We start from the raw sequence: 25,269 nt of genomic DNA on the forward strand, positions 1-25,269 counted from the left end.
AAATTTTTGTTTTATTAAATGAGAATTATCCGCCCTGAGTGGCGGTAATGATTAAAACTGAATCTTTGTCTTTAAGAAAGGTTTCTGCCCAGGCGGACAGTGGAATAATACGATTGTTAACAGCTACGGCAATCCCTTTTTTCTTTCCGGGTATTTCCATAGCCATAAGTGCTTCCAGATTATCGGGAAGTACTTCAAATGTTTTCGTTGTGTGGTTGATTGTAAGTTCCATTCCTAATTATTTTATATAAACTTTAGGAATGGCTCTTATTGTACAATAGAATGTACAGCAAAAGTCATTTACTTTTCCCTACGCTGGTATAATCCAGATCAGGTTCAAAGGGTAAAGTCTCAGTCTGTATGTCTACAGACACCCCTAAAGTTGTGACGAAGGTAGGTATTTTTTAAGAACAGGCAAAATCTAAGTTTCAAAAACAAAAGCCCGGAGCTGCTGAGAACTCCGGGCTTTTTATTTTCTGTTTAAAAATTTTATTTTTTAATCGCTTTTACATGAGTGGTACTTCCATCTTTCATAGCAAGATTCAGAATGTACAAACCTGATTTCAAATCTCCCAGATCTATTTCCTTAGAAGGCTGATCAATCGTTTTTATCATTCTTCCCGCACTGTCAAAGATGTGAATGGATTTTACTTTTTCAATATCTGTAATCGTGATGATATCTTTAAATGGATTAGGATATACTTTCATACGATCTTTAGCATCTACCTCTGCTGTACTTAAGCAAGCACTGTTCACTGTCGCAGTAACTGTAGTTCTTGCGCTTTCACATTTGGTGCTTATCTGCCAGTCATAAAAATAATAATACGATGTTGTGGGTGTGTTTGCAGTAAGATTTCCTGCCGTCACAGATAATGCCCCCGGAATGGTAAATGGATAGGCGCCCCAACTGGATCCCGATTCTCTGATCAATCCGGATACACCTCCTGATCTGGTCAGCATCATGAGTTTATAATTGCTTCCCGGTGGAACCGTAAAGTTTAAAGGAACATAGGTCTTTACATATGGAGCCCCAGAGCCTACAAGATTTACCGTAATCGTCTGTAATGTCACAGCGGGAGAAACATTTCCATCCTGCAAAGCAATTTCTACGGTCCCTGCTCCTGTACCCATTGGGTATACATTCACTCCATTAATAGTCGTTATAGAATAAACATCAAAAAGCAGACCTGCATCCAGAGTATAACCAGAGGTGGATATCGCATTCGGCATTCCGGTCGAAGAGGTCCCTCCTATTGAAGCGGCTACATAATAAGGTGTTGTACTGCTTAATGCAGGTGTTGTAAAACTTGGGCCTGTTCCCACTGCACTCCCTGCCGTAGGAGCGTCATACCACGTGATTGTAGCTCCTGTATCTGCGGTGGCTGACAATGTTGCCGGCTGACCAGGACAGACCGTTGCTCCGGCAGTTGTAATAATTGCCGGCGGCTGGCATTGTGTTATCACCTGTATTGGCTGAACCGACCATATGCTTGCATTTCCTGCTCCGCAATTTGATCTGATCCACACATAATATGCTGTAGAAGGCGCTAGTGGCCCGATTGAAGCTGCAGTTCCCGAAACATTCGGATTGTTAGGGGTTGTCGAAGAGGTAGGCGCTGTACTTGAGGTACTGTAATAAATATCATATCCTGAAGGAGATGACAGAGAAGTGATCCACGATATAGCTGCACTGTTATTGGTAGTTGCCCCTCCCGTCAGACCTGATGGAGCATAACATGTCGGAGGTGTCCACAAATAGGTTAATCCGGCGGCAGGCATACCGGGAACTGAGTTCGTGGTATTAAATGCCTGGGTACTGGTATTTGCTGTTCCCAGAGTAGAATTTATAAACTCCAGCGTCGTCCCGTTATTCCGGGTATTAAAATCAGTGGCTGCACTCCCTCGCAGTCCTATCTGGGAAGTTCCTGAAATAGCCGTGGTTCCCGCTAAATAAGCTCCGCTGCCATAAACCATCTGAATCGTATTGGAGGTTTCCTGCAAGCGGATCTGGAACGAAAAGGCATAAGCCGCCGTGGTGGAAGTACTGCTGTTTGGTCTGAAATTCTTCCATTGGACAACAGCTTCCCGATTGGGAGCTGTCCCGGTTACATCCCAGCTGATATCACCCGTAGCTCCACTGATATCGAAGATACTGCTTAAATCCCTTCCAAAAATGGAAATTGCACCATCATAAGCTGTAGTGCTTGATATAGGCGTAGTTGTCGTCGTTGTCGGAGGTGTTGCTCCAAAAGTTATAAATCCGTTTGTGGACACATTCAATGCATTATACGAAGTTCCGTTAAATACAAAATTGAATGGCAGTGTTAAAGGATAAACATTACTGTTAAGATTTGTTACCGAAGCATTACCTGTAGCTGCACCCAATAGAGTTCCCGATATGGGTGTATAGGTTCCGGTTGATTGTGCAAAGCTGTAAGCACTTACCTGCGCTGATATCACATTACTCCCTGCAAGAAACATACTAAAACAGAATAAAGCACTTTTAAAAGAATTTGCTTTTTCGTTTCGTGGAAAAAAGAATCTGTAAAATTTTTTCATATGGAATGGATTAAATTCCTAACTAAGATATGAATTTTTACAAATAATTAACCTTAAAACAGGTTTTAATGAATTATTATCAATTAAAATGATATAAGATGATTAATTTATCACTAATGTTAGAAAAATACAATGAATAAATCCCCAGCAATATCCGCTCTTGAAAGAGTCTAAAAAGAAAATCCTGCAAAGTATGCAGGATTATTTTTTATTCTTCACAGGCTCTCCATATCGCATCATTCTGCGGAACGGGAGCTATAATTTCAACTTTTTCCTTGGTGACGGGATGAATAAACTCCAGCTTTCTCGCATGAAGATTGATTCCACCATCCGGATTCGAGCGGGGCGCTCCGTATTTCAGATCTCCTTTGATGGGAATTCCGGTTTTAGAGAGCTGAGCACGGATCTGGTGATGTCTTCCGGTTTCCAGATCAATCTCCAGAAGCATGTAATTATCTAATGTTTTAATAATATGATAAGTCAGAATGGCTTCTTTTGCACCTTCGGTTACTTTTGGAAAAACACTCGCCTTATTATTCTTTTCATTTTTCTTTAAGTAATGAACAAGTCGCTGGCTCTGAGGAATCATTTCTTTTCCTACTACAGCCCAATAGGTTTTCTTTACTTCCCTGTTTTTTACCATCTGGGTAAGGCGGGAAAGCGCTTTGGAAGTTTTAGCATAAATAACCAGGCCCGAAGTCGGGCGGTCTATACGATGAACCAAGCCCAGAAAAACATTTCCCGGCTTGTCATCTCTTTTCTTTATAAAATTTTTGATGGACTCCAGCAAAGATTCATCGCCGGTTTTATCGCCCTGAACAAGCTGTCCTACTTTTTTGTTAACCACCAAAAGATGGTTGTCTTCATATGCAATCTGCTCCTCCATAATTCACTATTGACGTCTGTTGGATATCGAAAGGATAACTCCAGCCAGAAGACCAATGGTTTTAAGGTATGAAAGCTTTGAATCTGCCGGCAGAAAAGCCCCCAATACACAAGCTCCAGCGGCCGCATACATTCCGTACATAAAATTTTTATTGGCCATCGTAGGAGCCTGAATAAAGAAACTTGCTCCTATCAATATATAAAATACTTTTCCTGAAAGCAGATGGTTAACTTCAGGTGAAAACAGATTAAACCAGCCTATGGCCATACAGATCAATGCTGCAATTGATAAAATCCCCTGGATAGATCGTTGTTGTTGGTCTTTCATCAATTAATAGCTTTCATTTTCGTTAGGAAACTCTACATTTTTCACGTCTTTTACATACTGGGCTACTGCTCCGGTAATTTCTGTGTACAGATCAAGGTATCTTCTTAAAAACTTCGGACTGAAACCTTTGTTCATTCCAACCATATCGTGATAGACAAGAACCTGTCCGTCACAATCAGAACCGGCTCCGATTCCTATCGTCGGGATTGAAATGGCTTCAGTTACTTTTTTAGCCAAATCAGCCGGGATTTTCTCCAAAACAATGGCGAAGCAACCTAATTCTTCTAAAAGCTGGGCATCAGCAATTAATTTCTCTGCTTCCGCTTCATCTTTTGCTCTTACCTTATAGGTTCCGAATTTATAAATCGACTGTGGAGTCAATCCTAAATGTCCCATCACAGGAATTCCTGCGTTGATGATTTTTTTGATAGATTTTGAGATCTCTTTTCCACCTTCAATTTTTACGGCATGAGCACCTCCTTCTTTCATCATTCTTACTGCAGACTCCAATGCTTTCTCAGGATTACTCTGATACGTTCCGAATGGAAGATCCGCTACTACAAGAGCTCTGTCAGTTCCTCTCACCACACTTTGAGCGTGATAGATCATCTGGTCCAATGTGATAGGAAGGGTTGTTTCAAATCCTGCCATTACATTGGCTGCAGAATCTCCGATCAAAACTGCATCAACTCCTCCTGCGTCTACCATTTTAGCCGTGGTAAAATCATAGGCGGTAAGCATTGTTATTTTTTCCTTGTCGAATTTCATTTTTCGCAAGGTTTCAGTCGTAACTTTTTTAATTTCAGAGTGAACAGACATAATTTATCTATTTTTTAAAAGTTAAAAAGTCGGCTTTCGCCGACTTAAGTTTTTGTATGATGGTTATAAAACTACGTGACCTAGTTTCATCAGTTTGTCGTGGTTGAGAATTTTGATATTTCTTCCGTCTACTTCTATGAGACTGTCCTGTTTGAATTCAGAGATCAAACGGATGGCACTTTCAGTAGCCGTACCAATGATGTTGGCAATTTCTTCTCTGGTAAGCGAGATTTTGATAAATCCTTCAGGATCTACCCCCAGTTTCTGTTCCAGAAGGATCAGAATTTCTGCCAGTCTTTCTCTTACGGTCTTCTGAGCAAGGAAAGTAATTGTGTTTGATGATTCTCCCAGTTCATAAGAGATCTTCTGAAGCATAGCAAAAGAAAGTTGCGGATCTACTTCCAGAAGATACATAAAGATATCAGCAGGAAGGAAAATACATTCAATGTCTGTCATAGCCTCTGCTTTTGCCTGGAAATTTTCCCCGCAAAGCAATGAACGATAGCCAATGATGTCCCCCTCTTTGATAAATCTTAGGATCTGATCTTTTCCAAAAGCTCCCGACTTTGACAGCTTAGCTGCCCCTTTTTCTAAAACAAACACCCCTTTAGGCGTTTCTCCGTCCTCGAAAATAGTATCGTGCTTCTGAAAACTCAATCTTTTCTTGCCGTTAATATATTTTTCAAAATCAATGCTAGAAAGTCTTTCCTTAAATGATTTATCATTAAAAACTCTGGCGAACCTCTCTTCAATTGCAATCTGTTGTTCCTGCGACATTTTATATGACATTTATCACAAAAATAGAACTTTTTAACGCGATAAACAAAAAAAATTGTTATAATTTTGTCGTTCAATATATTATGTGGTGAGCGAGAACTGTTTTCATTGTGGTCAAGGGATAGAAAAAGAGAGAATTTTGTTTGATGAAAAGACTTTCTGTTGCAACGGATGTAAGTCTGTTTATGAAATTCTGAATATCAATAATTTAACTAATTTCTACGAGCTTAACAAAAGGGCCGGAATCCGTCCCAGCGACGAGAGTTCTTCACAGTTCGAATATCTTGATACACCGGAGATCTTCGAAAAGGTCACCGATTTCTCAGAGGGAAAGACCAGTCTCGTTACTTTTAAAATCCCTGTAATACACTGTTCTTCATGCATCTGGCTTCTTGAAAGTCTTCATACTTTGAATGAACATATCAACTACTCTCAGGTGAATTTCACCAGAAAAACCTTACAGATTTCATTCAACCATAACGATCTCAAATTAAGCGAACTAGCTAATTTCTTAACCAATCTTGGCTACAAGCCTGTTATCAGCCTTGAAACTGCCGATAAAAATGTAGATCATCTTGATAAATCTCTCCTTATAAAATTTGCGATCGCAGGTTTTGCATTCGGAAACGGAATGTTCCTGGCTTTCCCGGAATATGTAGGAGGCGAAGATTTCTGGATGGAGCATTATAAGGGGCTTTTCAGAACGCTGATGTTCCTTCTGGCCTGTCCGGTGGTATTTTATTCGGCTTCTGATTACTATAAATCGGCATGGTACGGATTAAAAAATAAGATCGTGAATATTGATGTTCCGATTGTGCTGGGGATTTTTGTTCTTTTCGGACGAAGTATTTATGAAGTAGTCACCGATTACGGTCCCGGATATTTTGACACCCTGTGTGGATTGCTGTTCTTTATGCTAATGGGGAAAATTTTCCAGAAAAGAACATACAGCGCTTTATCTTATGACAGAGATTATAAATCATTCTACCCTATCGCCGTTACCAAAGTAGATTTCGAAGGCAAGCAGGACAACATTCTTCTTTCTGAAATTAAAGTGGGGGACAGAATTCTTGTAAGAAATCAGGAAATCATTCCGGTAGACGCGATTTTGATTAATGGGGAAGGAAATATAGACAACAGTTTCATTACCGGAGAAAGTGAAAGCATCAGCAAGCAGCCGGGCGATAAAATTTTTGCCGGTGGAAAACAAATTGGATCTTCGCTGGAGCTTGAGGTGATCAAAGATGTTGACCAGAGTTATTTAACGCAGCTTTGGAATAAGGAAGCATTCAAAAAACACGAAACAGGCCTTGACACATTGACCAATAATGTCAGCAAATATTTCACATTCATTATTTTAGGTATTGCAGTTGTTTCCGGAACTTATTGGGCATTTATTGACCTGAATGTCATGTTCCAGGTGATTTCAGCGATTCTGATCATTGCATGTCCATGTGCACTGGCATTGTCTGCCCCGTTTACTTTCGGGCATATTATGAGAATTTTAGGACGTAATAAGTTTTACGTAAAAGATACCCTGACGATTGAAAAGATCGCGAAACTGGATACGATTGTTTTTGACAAAACAGGAACCATCACCCACAGAAAAAAATCAAACATCAGATATGACGGGATTGAAATCAATGATTTTGATCTACTGAATATCAAAACGTTATTAAAGAACTCCAATCACCCGCTTTCCAAATCGTTATACGAATTCATTGAGGTGAATGACGATTATTATCCTGTTGAAAAATTCCAGGAAATTTCAGGAAAAGGATACGAAGCCAGCATAAGAGGAAGTCTTTACAAGATTGGTTCAGCCCGCTACAACAATCAGGAACCTAAGAATCTTGAAACAGCGGTTTACATCAGCAAAAACGGTGAATTTGTGGGTAAATTCATTTTCAAAAACGAATACCGTCCGAAATTAAAAGATTTGTTTACGAAGTTAAGCACCTACAAAATATTCATTCTGAGCGGTGATAATTCTTCTGAGGAAAATCAACTTAAAGAACTGATCCCGAACTACAAAGGAATGGCTTTTAACCAAAGCCCCGAAGACAAGCTGAACTACATCAAAAACCTTCAGGATCAGCACATGAAAGTAGCTATGCTGGGAGATGGACTGAATGACGCCGGAGCCCTGAAACAGAGCAACGTAGGAATTGCCATCGCTGATGACACCAACAGCTTCACACCTTCCTCCGATGTGATCATGAACGGGGACAAAGTTGTGACTCTGGATAAGTACCTGAGCGTATGCAAAGGCTCGATCACTATTGTAAAAATGACATTCATAATCAGTTTCTTGTACAATATTGTCGGTTTAAGTTACGCAGTTACAGGCCATATGCATCCGCTCTTCGCAGCAATCATCATGCCAATCAGTTCGATCACGGTGGTCACATTCACTACTCTTTCTACCTGGATTTTGGGCAGAAAACATTTCAAAAAGCAGGCGTAGAAGCCCTTATTTAGACTGATTTTAAATTAGCTGAAATCGGCATTTCGTGACGAATGTCATTATTTTTCACTAAATTTGAACCCCGAAAATAGGTTAATTTTGTTGTCCAATGGATATTCTATATTTAATGATCCTCTGCAGTGTTTCTTTGGCTGCGATTTTCTTGGTCGTATTTATAGTGTATGCCCGAAAAGGACAGTTTGAAGATGACGAATCTCCGGCTGTCAGAATCCTTTTTGATAGTGGAGAAATCAAGGAAAAGGAGGAGGGCAACAAAGATAAAGACGAGAAAAAAATAGGAGAGAATAATAAAATTGAAGAAAAAAGTGAATAGTTGATATGGAAACACAAAAGTTTAGTTATGACAACAGTATTGTCCGTGCGTTCCTTTATGCGACCTTAGTTTTCGGTCTTATAGGATTTACGTTTGGGCTTACGGCGGCATTAATGCTTTTCTACCCTGAATTACCGGAATTTATATTCGGTACTGATGATACAACCATCAAGAGTCTTGCATCGGGCAATATTCAAGGGTTAATAAAAACTCATGGTGCATTTGGTTTTGGTAGAATCAGAATGCTTCATACCAATACCGTGATCTTTGCATTTGTATGTAATATCGTTTATACCGGTATTTATTACTCATTACAGAGATTATTAAAAACAAGAATGTACAGTGATACATTATCCTGGTTACATTTCTGGACTTGGCAGTTTATGATCGTTGCTACGTTCGTTACGTTCTTTATGGGGATCAATACCTCAAAAGAATACGCAGAACACGAGTGGCCGATCGACATATTGATTGCGTTCTCATGGATTATCTTCGGGATCAACATGTTCCTGACGATTGCAAAAAGAAGAGTAAGACACCTTTATGTAGCCATCTGGTTCTATATCGGTACCTGGATTGCAGTAGCAATGCTTCACATCTTCAACAACCTTGAGGTTCCATTATCTTTCACAGGCTGGAAATCTTATTCGGCATATGCAGGGGTAAAAGATGCTATTGTACAGTGGTGGTACGGTCACAATGCGGTTGCATTCGTACTGACGACTCCGGTTCTTGGTCTAATGTATTACTTCCTTCCGAAGGCAGCAGACAGACCGGTTTTCTCTTATAAACTGTCTATTATTCACTTCTGGTCATTAATTTTCGTCTATATCTGGGCTGGTCCTCACCACCTTCAGTATACAGCTCTTCCTGCATGGGCGCAGGCTGTGGGAACTGGTTTCTCTATCATGCTTATCGCACCGTCTTGGGGAGGAATGCTGAACGGACTTCTTACACTGAGAGGAGCGTGGGATAAAGTAAGGGAAAACCCTATCCTAAAGTTCTTTGTAGTGGCGGTTACATGCTACGGTATGGCAACATTTGAAGGTCCGCTTTTAGCAACTAAAAATATTAACAAAATTGGTCACTTTACAGACTGGGTTATCGGTCACGTTCACTTAGGAGCTCTGGGATGGAATGGTTTCATGGCATTCGGGGTTATCTATTACCTGGTACCTATCATGTGGAGAACAAAAATGTGGTCTCTAAAATTAGCTAACTGGCATTTCTGGTTAGGGACATTAGGAATTATTTTCTATGCAGTACCCATGTATATTTCAGGATTTACACAAGGGTTAATGTGGAAGCAGTTCAACCCGGACGGAACTCTATTATGGAAAAACTGGTTGGACACAGTAACTGCGATCATTCCTTATTTCAAAATGAGATTCGTAGGAGGTTTATTCTATATTTCAGGAATGATCTTAATGATCATCAACGTAGTTGCTACGGTAAGACAAGGTTCATTCCAGAAAGAAGTTCCTGCTGAAGCACCAGCGTTGGCCAACATCGGAAACAAACGTAAAGAAGGTGAAGGAACTCACTTATGGCTTGAAAGAATGCCGGTATTATTAGGTATTCTATCTTTCATTACCATCTCAATAGGAAGTTCAATTGAAATCATCCCTACATTATCTTTAAAGAAAAGTGTACCTACGATTTCAGCTGTAAAACCATATTCACCGCTTGAATTAGAAGGTAGAGATCTTTATATCCGTGAAGGATGTAATGCTTGTCACTCTCAGATGGTCAGACCATTCAGGGATGAGATCACGAGATTCAACGGTAAGAACGGACAGTATTCCAAAGCGGGAGAATTCGTTTATGACAGACCATTCTTATGGGGTTCTAAAAGAACAGGACCGGATTTACATAGAGAAGGAGGGAAAAACCCAAGTTCTTGGCACTACAAACACATGTATAACCCAAGATCTACATCTGCCGGTTCTATCATGCCTCGTTACCCTTGGTTAATTGCTACCAACCTGGACAGATCTAAAATGGTAGACAAAATGAAGCTGATGAAGAATGCATTTGACGTTCCTTATACAAAAGCTCAGATAGATTCTGCCAACGCATGGGCAGACAACCAGGCAACGAAAATTGTAAAAGATATCTTCTCTGAAGCAAATGACCTTAAAGTGGCCTATGCTAAGAGACCTCAGGGAGAACTGGAGAAAAAAGAGATTGTAGCTCTAATCTCTTACCTTCAGAGATTAGGAACAGATATCAAGACTACAGAAATAAAAACAGCAAGTACTAACTAAACATTAAAAGGTTCACATGATTCCTCAGAACTTTAAAGATATATTATCCAATACAGAAAACGCTGGTCTATACCAGACGCTGGCTCTGATTTTCTTTATGCTATTCTTCATAGCTCTGGTAATCTATGTTTTTAGCAGGCCTAAAAAATATTACAGAGAAGAAGAACAAGCACCGCTTGGGGATGATGAGGATGACGATTTTAATTTAAAAAATTAAACTATTTATTATGAAACAAAGAACACCTGTTGTTGTAAACATCTTAATAATAACTGGACTTCTAATAGTTTTTTATTATTTGTTTGTACAGAGCTACTCGTTCCTAGCTTCACCTTATTTCTGGGGAACTGTGGTAATCAGTGCTATTTTGGCATACATCCACAGCTCTATCGGAGATTTGATTGAAAACAATAAATTCAAAAAATTATCTCCGGAAGAAAAGGCAGCTTATTTAACAGAAAAGAAAGTGCCTTTCCTGAGAAGAATGTACGATGCTGCATTCAAGAAGCAATCTGAAACGGAAGAAAAGGATATCCTTATCGACCACGGTTTCGATGGGATTATGGAATTGGATAATCAGCTTCCAAAATGGTGGGTAGGATTATTCTATTTTGGGACTGCTTTTTGTATTGTATATATCGCAGCTTATTCTTTCACAGATTTCGCACACCCGTTGAGCGAATATGAGCAGGAATATAAGGAGCAGATGGCTAGTATTGCAGAATACGAAAAGTCTCAGCCTCCTGTAACAATAGAAACTGCAAAATATTCAGCTGATAATATCGCAGACGGAAAAGAACTATTCAAAACCAACTGTTCATCTTGTCACAAAGAAGACGGTAGTGGTGGTATTGGTCCAAACCTTACGGATAACTATTGGATCAACCAGCCTGAGAAGACTTTGTTTAAAACTGTTTTCCACATGGACTGGAATGGTTCTCCTACCAACCCTGCGATGAGAGCCTTCGGTAAAAACGGAGAGGTTTCCGGAGCAGAGATTGAGAAGATTGCAGCCTATGTATATCACATCAATCAGGAACAAACACCAGTGACGCAGGCTCAGGGAGGAGCAGCTCCTCAGGGAACTGAAGCGCATTGGGAAAAAGAATAATTTAAAAAATTAGAAAACATATGAAAAAAACATAATTTGTTATTAATAAAAATAGTAACGAATTATGTTTTTTCTTTTTTAAACCTATTACGAAATGTCAGATATAGAAGAAATAGAAGTACGCGGCGGACAGGGACAGGTTCTGGACCCTGAGACTTACAGAGATTCTATCGGGACAATGGAGCAATCCGGTAAGAGAAAATGGATATTTCCCCGAAAACCAAAAGGGAAATACACCAACTACAGAGACCTTGTAAGCTATTCTTTATTAATCATTTATTTTACAGTGCCATTCCTTAAGATCAATGGCAACCCTTTCTTTTTATTCAATGTTATAGACAGAGAGTTTTTCATTCTTGGACAACCTTTCTATCCACAGGACTTTTTCATCCTGACTTTAGGTGCTATCGCGTCTTTAATTTTTATTATCATTTTTACGATTGCGTTCGGAAGAATTTTCTGCGGGTGGATATGCCCTCAGACAATTTTTATGGAATCTATCTTCCGTAAAATTGAATATCTTATTGAAGGTGACCGAAACAGGCAAATGAAGCTGGACAGACAGGAGTGGAACACCGAAAAGATCTTGAAAAGAAGCTTGAAATGGACGGTTTATATCATTATTTCCCTGATCATCACCCACTTTATGCTGATGTATATTGTAGGTTATCAGGAAATCTTAAGAATCATCTCAGAAGGACCGTTTGCCCATCCGACCAATTTTATTATTATGGTGCTTTTCACCTCTGCATTCTACTTTGTATTTGCATGGTTCAGAGAGCAGGTTTGTACACTGGTTTGTCCATACGGTAGATTACAGGGTGTTTTGATTGATAAAGATACCATCAACGTTTTTTACGATTTTAAAAGAGGGGAAAACAGATCAAAATGGAGAAAAGGAGAAGACCGTAAGGCTGCAGGAAAAGGAGACTGTATCGACTGTCACCAGTGTGTAGTCGTTTGTCCTACAGGAATTGACATCAGAGACGGACAGCAGCTGGAATGCGTGAACTGTACCGCATGTATCGATGCCTGTGACGAGGTCATGGAAAAAGTAGGTCTTCCGAAAGGCCTGGTAAGATATGCTTCCGAGAACGAAATTGAGAATCAGACTCAGTTTAAGTTTACAGGAAGAATGAAAGGTTTTGCGGTGGTACTTGTGTTGTTGGTAGGATTCTTAGGATTCCTTCTTTACAGCAGAGGTGAAATGGAGGCTAAATTCATTAAACCTGCAGGAAGTACATTCTTTGTAAGAGACGGAAAAATTACCAACACATACAATTACACCTTCCTGAACAAGACCAACGACAAAAAAATCGTTACGATAAAAGTTCTGGAACCGGCCCATGGTGAGATCATCTACAGTGCATCCAGCAAAATCCAGGTAGAAAGAGACAAAATTTCGAAAGGAACCATCAATATCAGCTTCCCGGAAGACGATATGAAACTTTCAAAACAAAATATAACCATCGGAGTCTATGATATGAAAGGCAAGCTTGTCGATTCCTATCAAACTTACTTCGAGGGACCATTCAAACTGCAATTCTAATGTTAGGAAGCCTGGATAATTTCAAAAAATTGTGAAGGCTTCTTACGATCATAATAAATAAAAAAATCCGGAAGAAATGAAAAACTTTAGTTGGGGACATGGTGTTGTAATTGCATTATTTGCATTCATTGTTTTTATATTATCCATGATGTTTCTTTTCCCGAACGGGCAGAAGAATTCTGAAATGGTAACCGATAATTATTACGAAGAGGAACTTAAGTATCAGGATGTCATTGATGCTAAAAAAAGAGCGGATGACTTACAGGAAAAACCTGCATACAGCCAGGAAAAAGAAGGAATCAAAATTGTGTTTCCAAAAGACTATAACAATAGCAATACTACGGTAAAATTTGTTTTAAACAGAACCGACGACCAGAATTTGGACATCAAAAAACCTGTTCAGCTTGATGCCGCACAGTCTTTCATGATCCCTGCACAGGTATTAAAAGTAGGAAACTACACCCTGAGACTGATGTGGACAAAAGACAAAACAGACTACAGAATGGATTATGATGTGATATGGAAATAGGACTTATTTTATCGGCAATCGCATTAGGTTTTGCTTCCGGTTTTCACTGTATCGGAATGTGCGGACCTATTGCCTTATCGATGGGATTGACGAAAAAACAAGCTACCAATTTTTATCTTCAGAATCTCACCTATCAGTTCGGCAGAATCTTCACCTATTCTTTATTGGGGGCGATTTTGGGAATTATAGGCGAAGGTTTTGAGATGGCGGGATTTCAGCAGTATCTTACAATCGTTGCAGGAATTCTTCTGATCATTATGGCTTTGTTTTCGTTTGGTGGAAAAGATTTTGCCTCCAAAATTCCTTTTCTTTCTAAATTCCTGTATTCTGTAAAACTGAATTTAGGAAAATTACTACAAAAGGCAGATTACCGTTCAAGATTTTCTACAGGTGTTCTGAATGGCTTTCTACCGTGCGGAATGGTTTATATGGCTCTTACGGCAAGCCTTGCAAGCGGAGGAATGTGGCAGGGAGCTTCATATATGGCTTTATTCGGGCTGGGAACCCTTCCGTTCATGTTTGCAGTAGTTCTGGCCGGAAACCTCATGAATCAGGCTTTCAGAGTAAAGGTTTTAAAAGCAGTTCCTGTCATCATGATTATTTTAGGAGGATTATTTATCCTCAGAGGCCTTGAACTGGGAATTCCTTACATTTCTCCCAGAGCTGAAGCCATGACGATCTCCAAAGATCATAACGGCGCCAACTGTCATATTGAAGGACACGACCACAGTTCCACGAACTGTCATTAATACAACTAACTAATTCCATGAAAAAAATACTCTTCTTACTCACGGCAGCACTCTTTGTTTTGCAGTCGTGTACCATCAATTCTGAAATTGTATACCACAAAGATGCTGCATCTACTTCGGTTACAGATATCGACATGAGACAGTTTATATCCGAAATGAAAGCCATGACTCCAGATTCTCTTAAACAGCAGAAAGAATTCGGATATATGGATCAGCTGCCTACCACATGGACCAGTTTTCTGGATATCCAGAAAAAGGATGGAAAAAAGCAGCCTACAGATCCGGACTCTATCAGGATCATGAAAAAGATCTTTATGAAAATGAATAAAGAAAACAATGAGCCTGCCGGTATGTCTTTAAAAATGGATCACTTCACACAAACTGATTATCAGTTTTTGAGCGATTATAACAAAAAGGAAAAGCTGCCGCTGGATCAGAATATTTTCAATAACTGGAATGGAAAAACGCTGACCATCAACACAGAAAATTTCAACGTTAAAAATATTGAGCAGACCCTCAGAAGCAAAACATCAAAAGAGGAAGCCGAAAAAGTAGAAGGAATGATCACCATGTTCTTCAAAAGCATCGGAACCACCCTGAAATTTGAAAACAAAATAAAATCCATCACCGGAAAACATGACTGGGTAAAGCAGATCGATAATTATACCGTAAAAATAGACTACGATCTCAAAGCCATGTACGATAAAGAGGCTAAACTTAAAAATGCCGATAAGACTATCGTGATTGAGACAGAATAGAAACCGAACTTTAAACAGTATATGGAAAATCCCCTCTCAGTTTTGAAAGGGGATTATTTATGATATAGAAATATATTCTAGCTGATCAGATCGAATCTCGCGTATTCTGCGATTTTCTTAGGAATTCTGATTCCTTCTTCAGTCTGGTTGTTTTCAAGCAAAGCCGCCATAATTCTTGGAAGAGCCATAGCAGAACCGTTTAAAGTATGCACCAGCTGGGATTTTCCATCTGTTTTGAAACGGCATTTCAGACGGTTAGACTGGAAGGTTTCAAAATTGGACACAGAGCTTACTTCCAACCACATTTCCTGAGCCGCACTCCATACTTCAAAATCATAGGTCATTGCAGCTGCAAAACCGGTATCACCACCACAAAGTCTCAATACTCTGAACGGAAGCTCAAGGTCTGTAAGAATTTCTTTGATGTGCTCTACCATTTCTTCTAAGGCAGCATATGAGTTTTCAGGCTTTTCAAGTCTTACGATCTCTACTTTTTCAAACTGGTGAAGACGGTTCAGTCCTCTTACATGTGCCCCGTAACTTCCCGCTTCTCTTCTGTAACACTGAGAGAAAGCCGTATTTTTGATCGGAAGTTCTTTTTCTTCCAGCAATACATCACGGTACAGGTTGGTTACCGGAACTTCTGCTGTAGGAATCAGGTATAAATCATCCAGGCCAATGTGATACATCTGTCCTTCTTTATCAGGAAGCTGTCCTGTTCCGTATCCTGAAGCTTCATTTACAACATGAGGAGGATTCACCTCCATATATCCTTTGTCAATGTTTTTATCCAGGAAATACTGAACCAATGCTCTCTGAAGTCTTGCTCCTTTACCCAGATAAACAGGGAAACCGGCACCGGCAATTTTCACGCCCAGTTCAAAATCAATCAGGTTATATTTTTTAGCAAGCTCCCAGTGAGGAATAGCGCCTTCTCCAAGGCCTTCCACATCGTGAGATTGGTAGATATTTTCGTTGTCTTCTGCAGAAACTCCGCTTTTTACCAATTGGTAAGGAACGTTAGGAATCTGGTATAAGATATCCAGTAATTTTTTTTCCGTTACATCTAATTGGGACTGCAGTTCTTTACTCGATTCTTTGTACTGAAGTGTTTTAGATTTTGCAGATTCCGCTTCTTCTTTTTTACCTTCTTTCATCAAAAGCCCGATCTCTTTCGAGATTTTGTTCATTTCGGAAAGTTGGGAATCTAATTCAAACTGAATTCTTTTTCTTTCGTCGTCGGCAGCAACAGCGTCGTCTACCAACCCAAGATTCTTGAATTGTCTTTTCTTAAGACCTTCTAAAACGCGTTCTTTATCGTCGCGTAAAAAATTGACTTGTAACATTTTATTTAGATGTTAAATATTAGATGGTTAACTTACATATTAAGCTACCCGTTTTACAAATTTAAATTATTTTCTTATAATAAAGGTATTTATCGCATTGGGAGCATCCGCAGATTTAGAAAATACCACCTCGCCATTGTAACGCACCTCTGAAATCTGAAATACGGATGGGGTCCACCGGTAGCGGATTTCCATAGCATCTTTGACACTAACCGTCTGATTATTTACAATTTTGCTCAGTGTAAAAGTCAGATTTGATTTATAGGTTCTGTTGTCAGGGCTGATAGAATCTAAAGTAATCCTTTTCGCTCCTTTAATGTATTCAAAATAATATAGGGAATCCGTCGTCATTCTAAGCGGAACAGCCACGGCAGCCACAGCAGTAGCTCCATTATCGTCATTCACAGAATAACTGGTATAGGATCCTGCCTTTTTAGGGTTCATCAGATCCTGCCCTGCCACATTTTTTATGGAGAAATTCATAATCTGATCAATTCTCTGTAAAGAATCATCATCATTTCCGCATGAAACCATTAAAAAAAGGATAGCTATAAGTTTAAGTATGAAAATATGATTTAGCTTAGATTTCATCTTCCGTTAATTTTCAATAATTTTTTTTATGCAAATGTATAATTATATATTTGTTCTCGTAATATTTTACCATGTTTTTAAACAAACTCAAAAGATTAAACGGCAGCCACATCACCACCATCTTTAAGGGGAACTTTATTTCCAAGTTTGTTTTGGTGATCGGCGGGCTTTTGCTGGCTAAATATTACGGCTCATCTGAATACGGCATTTTCAGTATCTACCTGAGCATCATGAGCATATTTACAGTGGTACTCAGCCTTGCTCAGGAACACATGATTATGCTTGAGGGCGATGCAGATGAAGTGAATAATAATTTCAGTACGGCAGGTATTATTTCAGCAGCGGTCATGATTCTGGCTTTTCTGCTGATTCTTATTCCCTTTGACATTCCTAAAAACATTGTATTTCTTGGGATCTTTTCCGGTTTTTTGTATTTATTCACCAATAATGCCAAGTTTCTGCTGGCCAAAAAGAAGCTATTCAAGCTGGTTTCAGTACTTACCATTGTAGATTCGGTGGTGAGCTTTCTGTTTCAGGTGGTATTTGTCTTTATCAAGATAGAAAATGGTCTTGTGATCGGGAGTCTTATCGGGTATATTGCGGCTTTTCTTGCCGCTCTTTATTGCTCCAGAAAATATTTTGTAAAACCGGATCTGAAAAAATATAAGGCCAATGCGAAAAAACGGCCGGAACTTTTTAAATACTCTTACCCTTCGACACTGATCAATGCGTTGGGGAACAATATTATGCCGATCCTGATTTCGCTTTATTTTGCAGATTCGCTGCTGGGAGAATATTCTTTAGCGGTGAAAATCATGTCTGTTCCGCTTCTTCTGATCTCGTCTTCCATCGCAACCGTGTATTATCCGAGAGCTGCAGAACTTAACAACAGAGGGCGAAGCAGAAGTGAGCTGTTTTCGTATACAAAGAAGATGAGTTTAATGAACTTCTACATTATTTTCGCGTTATACATTCTGATCAACGTGGCCGGAATTCCTCTCCTGGAACTATTTTTCAATAAAAACTGGGAGCATCTCGGACTGTTTATTTTCCTGATGTCTTTCGGATATCTTACCCGGAGTCTTATCAACCCTATTTCCGATATTCTTACAATTTTAAAGAAAAACAATGTAGCCCTGATCTTTAATATTTACCTTTTTCTGGTGAATATAGCCGCCATTTTCATTGGAAAGGAGAAAGGAATCAGTTATCTGGTTGGTATTTTTTCGCTGTTTTTATTTATAGGCTATGGATTTTTGTATTTTTACATCATGTTTATTCTGAAGAAAAATGAATCCGTTTAAAAAATTTATTGAATACCAGATCTTCCATAGAATTAATAATTTTTTCTATCCGGACTATTACCGCCAAAAATACGAGTACATGCTGCCCCATGTTCTTTTTTTCTATTACCTGATCCCTCAAAAATTATTGAGAATAAACGGAAATGTCCCGTGGCCGGTGCATTTTACTTCGGAGGTCAGGAACTATACGAAAATTAAGAAAGGAATTATGTGCGACCCGGGTGATAACCCTAATATTTATATCCAGGCTAATAACGGCATCATTATCGGACACAATGTAGGTTTCGGAGCGGGAACTTCTTTAATTTCGGCCAATCATAATCACAATAATCACAGCATCCATGATGAATGCGGGCCTATTGTCATCGGAAATAATGTTTTTGTGGGAACCAATTCTGTGATCCTTCCAGGGGTACAAATCGGGGACAATGTAGTGATCGGGGCGGGTTCCATCGTTGCGAAAGATATTCCATCCAATTCCATTGCGGTGGGAAATCCATGTAAGGTGATCAAACAAAAAGAACCTTATATTGAAGACTTCACAAAGACTGTTTTTAACAGAAAACTTCCTGAAGGCGTCAATCTAAAGTTCTAGTAGATTGTATTTTATATCGGACTAAGCGATCCCTGCTGCCCAGCTTTTCTCAAATGGCAGAAGAAAGTGACTTAGAAAATCCAGATAGGTATTTTTGGAAAAATCAAAAACCTGGATGTCTTTTGGCAATTCTCCGCTTCTCAACTGAGCTTTAAAGTCCTGAAGTTTCAGGGTCTTTACTTCATTATTCTGTACAAAGCTCGCTTTCATTCTGTCGAAAAGGCCAAGCTGATACTGTTCATCGATCTCGCGCATGATCTTCCCTAAGGCGTCAATGCTGCATCCTGAAGCCATTTCTTTCTCTTCGTCTACACATACCACGATAAACTGATTTTTCTCTATTTTAAAGGATGAATCAAGCGGTTTTCCGTGTGCTGCCCAAGTCGCAAGGAAATCGAACAGTTTTTCGGTGATGGCTTTAGCTTCCTTTGTTTCAAAAGGTCTTGATGCGGGGTATATAATGACTCTGTAGTCGTTGGTTTCTACTATACTGGATTCTTCAATTTTCATATCCTGTCAATTTTAAAGTATAAAATTAAGAAATATTCCTGAGTTTATAATCAACAAAAACCCAAGCCTGTGCTTGAGTTTTTATATATCTTTAATGATGCTGTTATAAATCTTCTGCCTCAGCAAGAAGTTCTACAATATCTTTTACAACTACTTCTTCGTTTTTGTTAAAGTGCTTTACACCGTCTGTCATCATCGTATTACAGAACGGACATCCTGTAGCGATCACTTTTGGCTGGAAAGACAAAGCTTCTTCCGTTCTTTCAATATTGATGTCTTTGTTTCCTTTTTCAGGTTCTTTAAACATCTGTGCACCTCCTGCTCCACAACATAAACCGTTGGTTTTACAACGTTTCATTTCTACAAGCTCAGCGTCCAGTTTTTCAAGAAGAATTCTTGGAGCTTCATACTCATTGTTGGCTCTTCCCAGGTAGCACGGATCGTGGAAAGTGATCTTTTTTCCTTTAAAAGCTCCACCTTCGATCTTCAGCCTGCCTTCTTCCATTAAGGTTTTCAGGAACTGAGTATGGTGTACCACTTCATAATGTCCTCCCAGGCTCGGGTATTCATTTTTAAGGGTATTGAAACAGTGAGGGCATGCCGTAACGATCTTTTTCACTTCGTAAGCATTCAGGACCTCGATATTGGTAAGGGCCATCATCTGGAAAACAAATTCGTTTCCTGCTCTTTTTGCGGGATCTCCGGTACAGCTTTCTTCCTGTCCCAGAACGGCAAATTCAACTTCTATTTTATTTAATATCTTGCAAAATGCTTTCGTGATTTTTTTGGCGCGGTCGTCAAAACTTCCTGCACATCCCACCCAAAATAAAACTTCCGGGGATTTTCCTTCGGCAGCATATTCTGCCATTGTTTTTATATTGAAATCCATTTTTTCAAATTTACCAATATGTCAATGTACCAGTTTACCAATGATTGCTACATTGCTACATTATTTTACATTGTTACATTAATTAATCATTTGCCCAGTTCAAACGGTCTGCCTGGTTATACTGCCAAGGGGCAGCATTGTTTTCTACGTTCGTCATCATCAGATTCAGCTCCTGAGGGGCAGCGGACTGCTCCATCACAAGGAATCTTCTCATTTCGAAAATAATAGAAAGCGGATCCAGCAACACCGGACATGCTTCCGTACATGCATTACACGTTGTACACGCCCAAAGCTCTTCTTTGGTAATATAATCATTCAGAAGTTTCTTACCGTCGTCTTCGAATTTTCCGTTTTTGTCGATGTTTCTGCCTACTTCTTCCAGCCTGTCTCTTGTTTTCATCAGGATCAGTCTCGGAGAAAGTTTTTTCCCGGTGATATTGGCAGGACATACCGAAGTACATCTACCACACTCGGTACAGGAATAGGCATTTAGCAGCTGTATCTGATTAAGGTCAAATACATCCTCTGCCCCAAATTTAGACGGAGCTTCTGCAGCATCTCCTTCAGCCGGTGCGGCGTAAGGGTCAGCATTAGGATCCATCATTAATTTAATTTCCTTGGTTACAGAATCAAGGTTATTGAATTTTCCTTTTTTATCAAGATTCGCAAACCAAGTGCTTGGGAACGCCAAAATGATATGAAGGTGTTTTGAGTAATAAAGATAATTCATGAAGAAAAGAATCCCCACAAAATGGAACCACCAGGCTCCTTTTTCAACAAACATCAGAAATCCGTTGTCAAAACTGAAAACCTCTAAAAATGGAACCAATGTCATTTCACTGATCGGAAAGCTTCCATGTTCCGCAAGAACACCTCTCATCTGCAGAACATAATCTGCAGAATTCATGCTAAAGAACGCGATCATTAGTGCAAATTCAATGATAAGAATCCAGTTGGCATCGTTTTTCGGCCATCCGAAAAGTTCTTTCATGGTCAGTCTCTTAACGCCATAAAAGTTTCTTCTGATGAAAAACACAACCACTCCGATTACCACAAGCAACGCCAGAATTTCTAAAGTCGCTGTAAAGAAATTGTAGAAACTGTGTCCGAGGATAGAAGATAAAAATCTGTGGGTTCCAAAGATTCCGTCAACGATAATTTCGATCAATTCAATATTGATAATCACAAAACCTACGTAGACAAAAAGGTGAAGAATACCGGCTACAGGACGTTTTACCATTTTGCTTTGGCCCATCGCTACTCTGGCCATGGTTTCCCAGCGCTCAGATTTCCTGTCGCTTCTGTTGATTTCTCTTCCCAGCTTGATATTTCTGTAAATCTTTAGCAGGCTTTTTGCAAACAGCCCAAATCCAGCAACTAATAAGATCAGAAAAATAATGTTATCGATGTACTGCATAAGGTGATTAGTCTTTATTGTTCTTACCGAAAACTGAGAAATTAATATATCTCTTAGGATTGGCTTTCATATCTTCAATTAATGAATTCAGGTTGGTGGAAGCAGAGTTCAGATTATTGTAAAGCTGTTCATCTTTCATTAGCTTACCTAAGCTTCCTTGTCCGTTATCAACTCCGGAAATGACCTGATTAAGTTTTCCAACGGTAGCGTCTAAATTTGCTATTGTTGAATTCAGTTTTTTAGTATCAATGCTTTCTGCAAGATTCCCGTATTTATCCAATGTTACTTTACCACTTTGCATGGTAATCGCTGCATCATCAAGTACTTTCTGAAGTTTAGGATCATTATGGCCTACAAGGGTATTTACACTTCCTGCTGTAGTTTGCAAAGCACCTACCGTCTTATTAAGGTTGGAAAGTAACGCTTTGATCTCTGCTCTGTTCTGTGCATCTACCAATAGATTAGCATTAGCCATCAGAGAGTCTACACGATGTAAAACAGTTTGCAGCTGATCTTTCACCGGACCTACCTGAGAAGAAAGACTTCCCAAAGTTCCTAATTTGAAAGAACCCAAAAGCGTATCGCCGTCTTTTGCAGTCTGACCACCGTACATAAGGTTTACTCGCATCTCTTTTCCGGACATAAGACCCGGTTCAAAGATTTCAAGGGTTGAATTTTTCGAAAACTCGAACTTGTCATCCACCGTGATTTTCACAATAAAACTGATTTTTCCGTCTTTTGCCGTTTTAGGGATGATCTTGTCGACCTGTCCTACTTTCAGACCATTGATGGAAACTGCAGACGACTGTGCAAGCCCTTCTACATTATCGTATTTTGCGTAAAATATATTATCGGTGGTAAAAAGGCTTCTGCCTTTCATGAATTGAAACAACACTACAAAACCTACAATAGCCAAAAGTGCGATCACACCAGCTTTTATTTCTTTACTGAACTTCACTTGCTAATTTTTTTCTAATGAGCAAATATAACACATTTTAAATTAATCTTTTTCTTTATTGTTCTGCGTTAAATACAAAAAAGCGGCAGAAAATTCTGCCGCTTTTATATCTGTAAAAATAAATTTCTTACTGTTGTTGGTTTCCGATCTTATTCCAGATCTCGATTCTGTAATCTTCGATATCTGCATTATCCTGAAGACTCTTCATCCAAGCCTGTCCGAACATTCCTGCATTTCTCTGGGTAATAGATTCTGTAAACTGCTTAAGGTCACCCGGCTGCTTGTTTACGGTTTCTGATTTTTTGATCAAAACATAAACGCCTGTTCCGCCTTCGATAGGGTTAGAAAGTTTTCCTTTCGCCACACCGAAAGCTGCACCAGTAACTTTAGGTTCCATAGCACCTGCTACTGAAGGGTTAAGCATATTAACCTGAGCGGCCTGTTTCGTAGAAGCAAATAATTTAGCGATCTGATCTAAGTTGGAAGCTTTAGCTCCTGCAATTTTATCAGAGATCTGTTTTGCTGCTAATTTATTTTTAACAATCACTTCGATCTGGTCTCTTACTGATTCCGGATCTGCAAGACCTGCCTCCTGTTTTCCGTTAAGATATACTACAATCTTATCTCCTGTACCTTCTACAGTAAATAATTCTGAATCTCCTTTTGTTCTTTTCTTATCAAAAGCCCAAGCTAAGATCTCTCCGTCTTTATCGGTACCAAGACCCTGAAGCTGTCCGTCAAATCTTTTGGCTGCTTTAGGATTGGAGAACTGGTAGTTTCCTTTTTTAGCAATATTCACGAAATCGTTGAAAGATTTCCCCTGAACCTGCTGAATGAATCTTCTTGCTTTTTTATCAGACTCTGCTTCTGTAGCGTCTGATGGCTTCACTTCTTTCACAAGGTTAGCTACTTTATAGCTCATAGACCCTGCTTTTTTATCTTCAATATTGATGATATGGTATCCGAACTGTGTTTCTACAACACCTGTAGCACCTTTAGGGTTATTCGCTAAGTAAGTAAGGAATTCCGGTACGAAAGGTGTTTCCGGAGTAGTCCATCCTAAGCTACCTGCCTGAGCTGCTGAACTTGGGTCGTTAGAAAGTTTTAAAAACTCTGTAAATTTAGCCGGAGTGGCTTTAACAATAGCTCCGATAGAGTCTGCCAATTTCTTAGCCTGCTCTTTGGATCTCGTTACCCCTTCTCCTGCCGGGCTTCCTTTGAAAGCGATCAGGATGTGTCTTGACAATGTAGAATCAGAAGTCTTTTTATCCAAAAGTTTTGAAATTACATAGAAGTTCTGCTCCTTGTATGGTCCGAAAGTCTGTCCTACTGCAGCCGTTGCAATCTGTCCCTGGATGCTCTGAGGCAACTGGTTCGGTTTTGCATACTGGTTGTTGAAAGGCATATCAGAATTGGCCATTACAAACATAGAGTCGTTCTTCGTATTCTGGAAGTTTTCTGCTCCTCCGCTTGCGTCTGTACCCCCTGAGAATAGTTTATTGATCTCCTTCTGAGCTGCTGCATCATCTGCAGGGCTAGGTGTAGAAGGGAAATATACGATTCCAACATTTCTGCTAGGTTCTGCTTTAAACATTACAGGGTGTTGCTTGATGTAGTTTTCAAGGTCTGCCGTAGTAACGTTGATCTTCGTTTTCTGAAGATATGCTGCATAGTCGATCTTTACAAAATCGATGTCAGCTAACTGGTCTCTCTGCTTCATCAGCTCTTCAGCTTCTTTCTTGCCAGTAGTGATACCTGCTGAAATATTAGTAAACACCTGTCTTGCCATCAATCTGTATTCTACAGTTTTTCTGGTTTTCAACCACTGGTTGTATTGTTCAGGATTGGTGTTTTTTAATGTTTCAATTTCCTTTTTAAGCTCTTGAGTTTTAAAATTACCTTTCTCATCAAAGAACTGCTGTTGCTGGGCAAACATCTGATCATACTGGATCTGATTCCAGAAATAATCATCAGTCATCTCAAAGCCCAATTTCTCAAACTGCTGCTTGATAAGTTTAGATTGTACAAGTAACTGCCAAGCCTGCTCTTCCAGTCCCGTTTTTGGACGGCTCTGTTGTTCAGCCTGCTGCTGCAGTACGAAAAGCTGATCATTGAACTCTTCGCGGGTGACTTTCTCACCATTTACTTTTCCTAAAACATCAGGATTTTTTCCAAAAACCTTGTCGATGCTATCAGGGTTTACGAGAAACGCTAAAAGCGCCAATGCGATCACTCCCATCAAAAGCCAAGGCTTACTCCTAATCTGTCCTAAAATTGCCATTTTATATATTATAGTTTTTTATCAGTTTGCGAAAATACACATTTTTAAGAAATTAGAGAAGCAGAAGTCCTTTATTTTAATTTTTAAAATGAAAGATTATTGAAAAAAGGAAATTTTGACCATATTTTTCAGCAAAAAACAAATGGCATAGGTATTGTGCAATTTAGAGAACCGTAATACGCTGCACGTTTTCAGCGCATATTGTAAAATATCATTTTAACGATTTAAAACGAAGATGACAATTTGTC

Annotated in this window: 24 protein-coding genes and 1 riboswitch; of the genes, 11 read left to right on the top strand and 13 right to left on the bottom strand. The window is 39.3% G+C overall.

The window, feature by feature from the left end; translation table 11 throughout:
• Window positions 1–25 precede the first annotated feature (25 nt).
• The 6 genes from thiS to N0B48_RS21310 all read right to left on the bottom strand — a co-directional run bounded on the left by thiS (window position 26) and on the right by N0B48_RS21310 (window position 5,368).
• Window positions 26–232, bottom strand: a complete 207-nt coding sequence (thiS, locus tag N0B48_RS21285; RefSeq protein ID WP_259841364.1) for a sulfur carrier protein ThiS — start codon at window positions 230–232, stop codon at window positions 26–28.
• 58 nt (window positions 233–290) lie between these two features.
• Window positions 291–388: riboswitch (TPP riboswitch) on the bottom strand.
• A 101-nt stretch (window positions 389–489) separates the two neighbouring features.
• Window positions 490–2,559 (bottom strand): NIDO-like domain-containing protein, encoded by a 2,070-nt coding sequence (locus tag N0B48_RS21290; protein WP_259841366.1) that lies wholly within the window; start codon window positions 2,557–2,559, stop codon window positions 490–492.
• Between the two features lie 208 nt (window positions 2,560–2,767).
• The gene (locus N0B48_RS21295; protein WP_283950731.1) at window positions 2,768–3,445 is read right to left on the bottom strand and encodes an RluA family pseudouridine synthase; all 678 of its coding nucleotides are present in this window, start codon (window positions 3,443–3,445) and stop codon (window positions 2,768–2,770) included.
• Between the two features lie 6 nt (window positions 3,446–3,451).
• The gene (locus N0B48_RS21300) at window positions 3,452–3,772 is read right to left on the bottom strand and encodes a hypothetical protein (RefSeq protein ID WP_259841368.1); all 321 of its coding nucleotides are present in this window, start codon (window positions 3,770–3,772) and stop codon (window positions 3,452–3,454) included.
• A gap of 3 nt (window positions 3,773–3,775) precedes the next feature.
• Window positions 3,776–4,591, bottom strand: a complete 816-nt coding sequence (gene panB / locus N0B48_RS21305) for a 3-methyl-2-oxobutanoate hydroxymethyltransferase (protein WP_259841370.1) — start codon at window positions 4,589–4,591, stop codon at window positions 3,776–3,778.
• A gap of 63 nt (window positions 4,592–4,654) precedes the next feature.
• On the bottom strand, window positions 4,655–5,368 hold the full coding sequence (locus N0B48_RS21310; protein ID WP_047452719.1) for a Crp/Fnr family transcriptional regulator: 714 nt from the start codon (window positions 5,366–5,368) through the stop codon (window positions 4,655–4,657).
• A gap of 88 nt (window positions 5,369–5,456) precedes the next feature.
• Here N0B48_RS21310 and N0B48_RS21315 point away from each other — a divergent pair, with 88 nt between their 5' ends.
• From N0B48_RS21315 to N0B48_RS21355, 9 genes are all read left to right on the top strand, one after another.
• Window positions 5,457–7,835 (top strand): heavy metal translocating P-type ATPase, encoded by a 2,379-nt coding sequence (locus N0B48_RS21315; protein ID WP_259841374.1) that lies wholly within the window; start codon window positions 5,457–5,459, stop codon window positions 7,833–7,835.
• Between the two features lie 109 nt (window positions 7,836–7,944).
• On the top strand, window positions 7,945–8,169 hold the full coding sequence (gene ccoS, locus N0B48_RS21320) for a cbb3-type cytochrome oxidase assembly protein CcoS (protein ID WP_034701371.1): 225 nt from the start codon (window positions 7,945–7,947) through the stop codon (window positions 8,167–8,169).
• 5 nt (window positions 8,170–8,174) lie between these two features.
• Window positions 8,175–10,436: a cytochrome-c oxidase, cbb3-type subunit I gene (ccoN, locus tag N0B48_RS21325; RefSeq protein ID WP_259841379.1), complete on the top strand. Its 2,262-nt coding sequence runs from the start codon at window positions 8,175–8,177 to the stop codon at window positions 10,434–10,436.
• 16 nt (window positions 10,437–10,452) lie between these two features.
• A complete protein-coding gene (locus N0B48_RS21330; RefSeq protein WP_259841381.1) occupies window positions 10,453–10,653 on the top strand; it encodes a cbb3-type cytochrome oxidase subunit 3 in 201 nt (66 codons plus the stop codon).
• Window positions 10,654–10,663: 10 nt separating this feature from the next.
• A complete protein-coding gene (locus tag N0B48_RS21335) occupies window positions 10,664–11,545 on the top strand; it encodes a cbb3-type cytochrome c oxidase N-terminal domain-containing protein (protein WP_259841383.1) in 882 nt (293 codons plus the stop codon).
• Between the two features lie 94 nt (window positions 11,546–11,639).
• Entirely contained in the window at window positions 11,640–13,094 is a 1,455-nt protein-coding gene (ccoG, locus tag N0B48_RS21340; RefSeq protein WP_259841385.1) for a cytochrome c oxidase accessory protein CcoG, read from the top strand.
• Window positions 13,095–13,170: 76 nt separating this feature from the next.
• Complete coding sequence (locus tag N0B48_RS21345; RefSeq protein ID WP_259841386.1) at window positions 13,171–13,623, top strand: FixH family protein; 453 nt, start codon at window positions 13,171–13,173, stop codon at window positions 13,621–13,623.
• Window positions 13,614–14,372 carry a sulfite exporter TauE/SafE family protein gene (locus tag N0B48_RS21350; RefSeq protein WP_259841388.1) on the top strand — a complete coding sequence of 253 codons (759 nt, stop codon included), beginning with the start codon at window positions 13,614–13,616 and terminating at the stop codon, window positions 14,370–14,372. Before N0B48_RS21345 ends, N0B48_RS21350 begins: the two co-directional genes overlap by 10 nt.
• Window positions 14,373–14,389: 17 nt before the next feature.
• Window positions 14,390–15,130, top strand: coding sequence for a hypothetical protein (locus N0B48_RS21355; protein WP_259841390.1), 741 nt, complete (start codon window positions 14,390–14,392; stop codon window positions 15,128–15,130).
• A 77-nt stretch (window positions 15,131–15,207) separates the two neighbouring features.
• On the opposite strand, the gene serS is transcribed toward N0B48_RS21355, so the two are convergent.
• Together serS and N0B48_RS21365 are read right to left on the bottom strand one after the other, a co-directional pair.
• Window positions 15,208–16,476 (bottom strand): serine--tRNA ligase, encoded by a 1,269-nt coding sequence (serS, locus tag N0B48_RS21360; RefSeq protein WP_259841391.1) that lies wholly within the window; start codon window positions 16,474–16,476, stop codon window positions 15,208–15,210.
• A gap of 66 nt (window positions 16,477–16,542) precedes the next feature.
• Complete coding sequence (locus N0B48_RS21365; protein WP_259841393.1) at window positions 16,543–17,067, bottom strand: hypothetical protein; 525 nt, start codon at window positions 17,065–17,067, stop codon at window positions 16,543–16,545.
• A 71-nt stretch (window positions 17,068–17,138) separates the two neighbouring features.
• Between N0B48_RS21365 and N0B48_RS21370 the strand changes: the two genes are divergently transcribed.
• Both N0B48_RS21370 and N0B48_RS21375 read left to right on the top strand, forming a co-directional pair.
• On the top strand, window positions 17,139–18,371 hold the full coding sequence (locus tag N0B48_RS21370; RefSeq protein WP_259841394.1) for an oligosaccharide flippase family protein: 1,233 nt from the start codon (window positions 17,139–17,141) through the stop codon (window positions 18,369–18,371).
• Entirely contained in the window at window positions 18,358–18,966 is a 609-nt protein-coding gene (locus N0B48_RS21375; RefSeq protein ID WP_259841397.1) for an acyltransferase, read from the top strand. Before N0B48_RS21370 ends, N0B48_RS21375 begins: the two co-directional genes overlap by 14 nt.
• Before the next feature lie 21 nt (window positions 18,967–18,987).
• On the opposite strand, the gene N0B48_RS21380 is transcribed toward N0B48_RS21375, so the two are convergent.
• The 5 genes from N0B48_RS21380 to N0B48_RS21400 all read right to left on the bottom strand — a co-directional run bounded on the left by N0B48_RS21380 (window position 18,988) and on the right by N0B48_RS21400 (window position 25,021).
• Window positions 18,988–19,476 carry a hypothetical protein gene (locus tag N0B48_RS21380; protein ID WP_259841399.1) on the bottom strand — a complete coding sequence of 163 codons (489 nt, stop codon included), beginning with the start codon at window positions 19,474–19,476 and terminating at the stop codon, window positions 18,988–18,990.
• Between the two features lie 103 nt (window positions 19,477–19,579).
• Window positions 19,580–20,365 (bottom strand): (Fe-S)-binding protein, encoded by a 786-nt coding sequence (locus N0B48_RS21385; RefSeq protein ID WP_259841401.1) that lies wholly within the window; start codon window positions 20,363–20,365, stop codon window positions 19,580–19,582.
• Window positions 20,366–20,447: 82 nt separating this feature from the next.
• The gene (locus tag N0B48_RS21390) at window positions 20,448–21,782 is read right to left on the bottom strand and encodes a 4Fe-4S dicluster domain-containing protein (RefSeq protein ID WP_259841403.1); all 1,335 of its coding nucleotides are present in this window, start codon (window positions 21,780–21,782) and stop codon (window positions 20,448–20,450) included.
• A gap of 7 nt (window positions 21,783–21,789) precedes the next feature.
• Window positions 21,790–22,740, bottom strand: a complete 951-nt coding sequence (locus tag N0B48_RS21395) for an MlaD family protein (RefSeq protein ID WP_259841405.1) — start codon at window positions 22,738–22,740, stop codon at window positions 21,790–21,792.
• Between the two features lie 127 nt (window positions 22,741–22,867).
• Window positions 22,868–25,021 (bottom strand): peptidylprolyl isomerase, encoded by a 2,154-nt coding sequence (locus N0B48_RS21400; RefSeq protein ID WP_259841407.1) that lies wholly within the window; start codon window positions 25,019–25,021, stop codon window positions 22,868–22,870.
• Window positions 25,022–25,269: the final 248 nt, after the last annotated feature.

The organism is Chryseobacterium herbae, assembly GCF_025154075.1.
GTDB classification, from domain to species: Bacteria; Bacteroidota; Bacteroidia; order Flavobacteriales; family Weeksellaceae; genus Chryseobacterium; species Chryseobacterium herbae.

Coding starts and splice junctions, on each gene's coding strand:
- thiS (WP_259841364.1), bottom strand. CDS start 232: ATGGAACTTACAATCAACCACACAACGAAAACATTTGAAGTACTTCCC.
- N0B48_RS21290 (WP_259841366.1), bottom strand. CDS start 2,559: ATGAAAAAATTTTACAGATTCTTTTTTCCACGAAACGAAAAAGCAAAT.
- N0B48_RS21295 (WP_283950731.1), bottom strand. CDS start 3,445: ATGGAGGAGCAGATTGCATATGAAGACAACCATCTTTTGGTGGTTAAC.
- N0B48_RS21300 (WP_259841368.1), bottom strand. CDS start 3,772: ATGAAAGACCAACAACAACGATCTATCCAGGGGATTTTATCAATTGCA.
- panB (WP_259841370.1), bottom strand. CDS start 4,591: ATGTCTGTTCACTCTGAAATTAAAAAAGTTACGACTGAAACCTTGCGA.
- N0B48_RS21310 (WP_047452719.1), bottom strand. CDS start 5,368: ATGTCGCAGGAACAACAGATTGCAATTGAAGAGAGGTTCGCCAGAGTT.
- ccoS (WP_034701371.1), top strand. CDS start 7,945: ATGGATATTCTATATTTAATGATCCTCTGCAGTGTTTCTTTGGCTGCG.
- ccoN (WP_259841379.1), top strand. CDS start 8,175: ATGGAAACACAAAAGTTTAGTTATGACAACAGTATTGTCCGTGCGTTC.
- N0B48_RS21330 (WP_259841381.1), top strand. CDS start 10,453: ATGATTCCTCAGAACTTTAAAGATATATTATCCAATACAGAAAACGCT.
- N0B48_RS21335 (WP_259841383.1), top strand. CDS start 10,664: ATGAAACAAAGAACACCTGTTGTTGTAAACATCTTAATAATAACTGGA.
- ccoG (WP_259841385.1), top strand. CDS start 11,640: ATGTCAGATATAGAAGAAATAGAAGTACGCGGCGGACAGGGACAGGTT.
- N0B48_RS21345 (WP_259841386.1), top strand. CDS start 13,171: ATGAAAAACTTTAGTTGGGGACATGGTGTTGTAATTGCATTATTTGCA.
- N0B48_RS21350 (WP_259841388.1), top strand. CDS start 13,614: ATGGAAATAGGACTTATTTTATCGGCAATCGCATTAGGTTTTGCTTCC.
- N0B48_RS21355 (WP_259841390.1), top strand. CDS start 14,390: ATGAAAAAAATACTCTTCTTACTCACGGCAGCACTCTTTGTTTTGCAG.
- serS (WP_259841391.1), bottom strand. CDS start 16,476: ATGTTACAAGTCAATTTTTTACGCGACGATAAAGAACGCGTTTTAGAA.
- N0B48_RS21365 (WP_259841393.1), bottom strand. CDS start 17,067: ATGAAATCTAAGCTAAATCATATTTTCATACTTAAACTTATAGCTATC.
- N0B48_RS21370 (WP_259841394.1), top strand. CDS start 17,139: ATGTTTTTAAACAAACTCAAAAGATTAAACGGCAGCCACATCACCACC.
- N0B48_RS21375 (WP_259841397.1), top strand. CDS start 18,358: ATGAATCCGTTTAAAAAATTTATTGAATACCAGATCTTCCATAGAATT.
- N0B48_RS21380 (WP_259841399.1), bottom strand. CDS start 19,476: ATGAAAATTGAAGAATCCAGTATAGTAGAAACCAACGACTACAGAGTC.
- N0B48_RS21385 (WP_259841401.1), bottom strand. CDS start 20,365: ATGGATTTCAATATAAAAACAATGGCAGAATATGCTGCCGAAGGAAAA.
- N0B48_RS21390 (WP_259841403.1), bottom strand. CDS start 21,782: ATGCAGTACATCGATAACATTATTTTTCTGATCTTATTAGTTGCTGGA.
- N0B48_RS21400 (WP_259841407.1), bottom strand. CDS start 25,021: ATGGCAATTTTAGGACAGATTAGGAGTAAGCCTTGGCTTTTGATGGGA.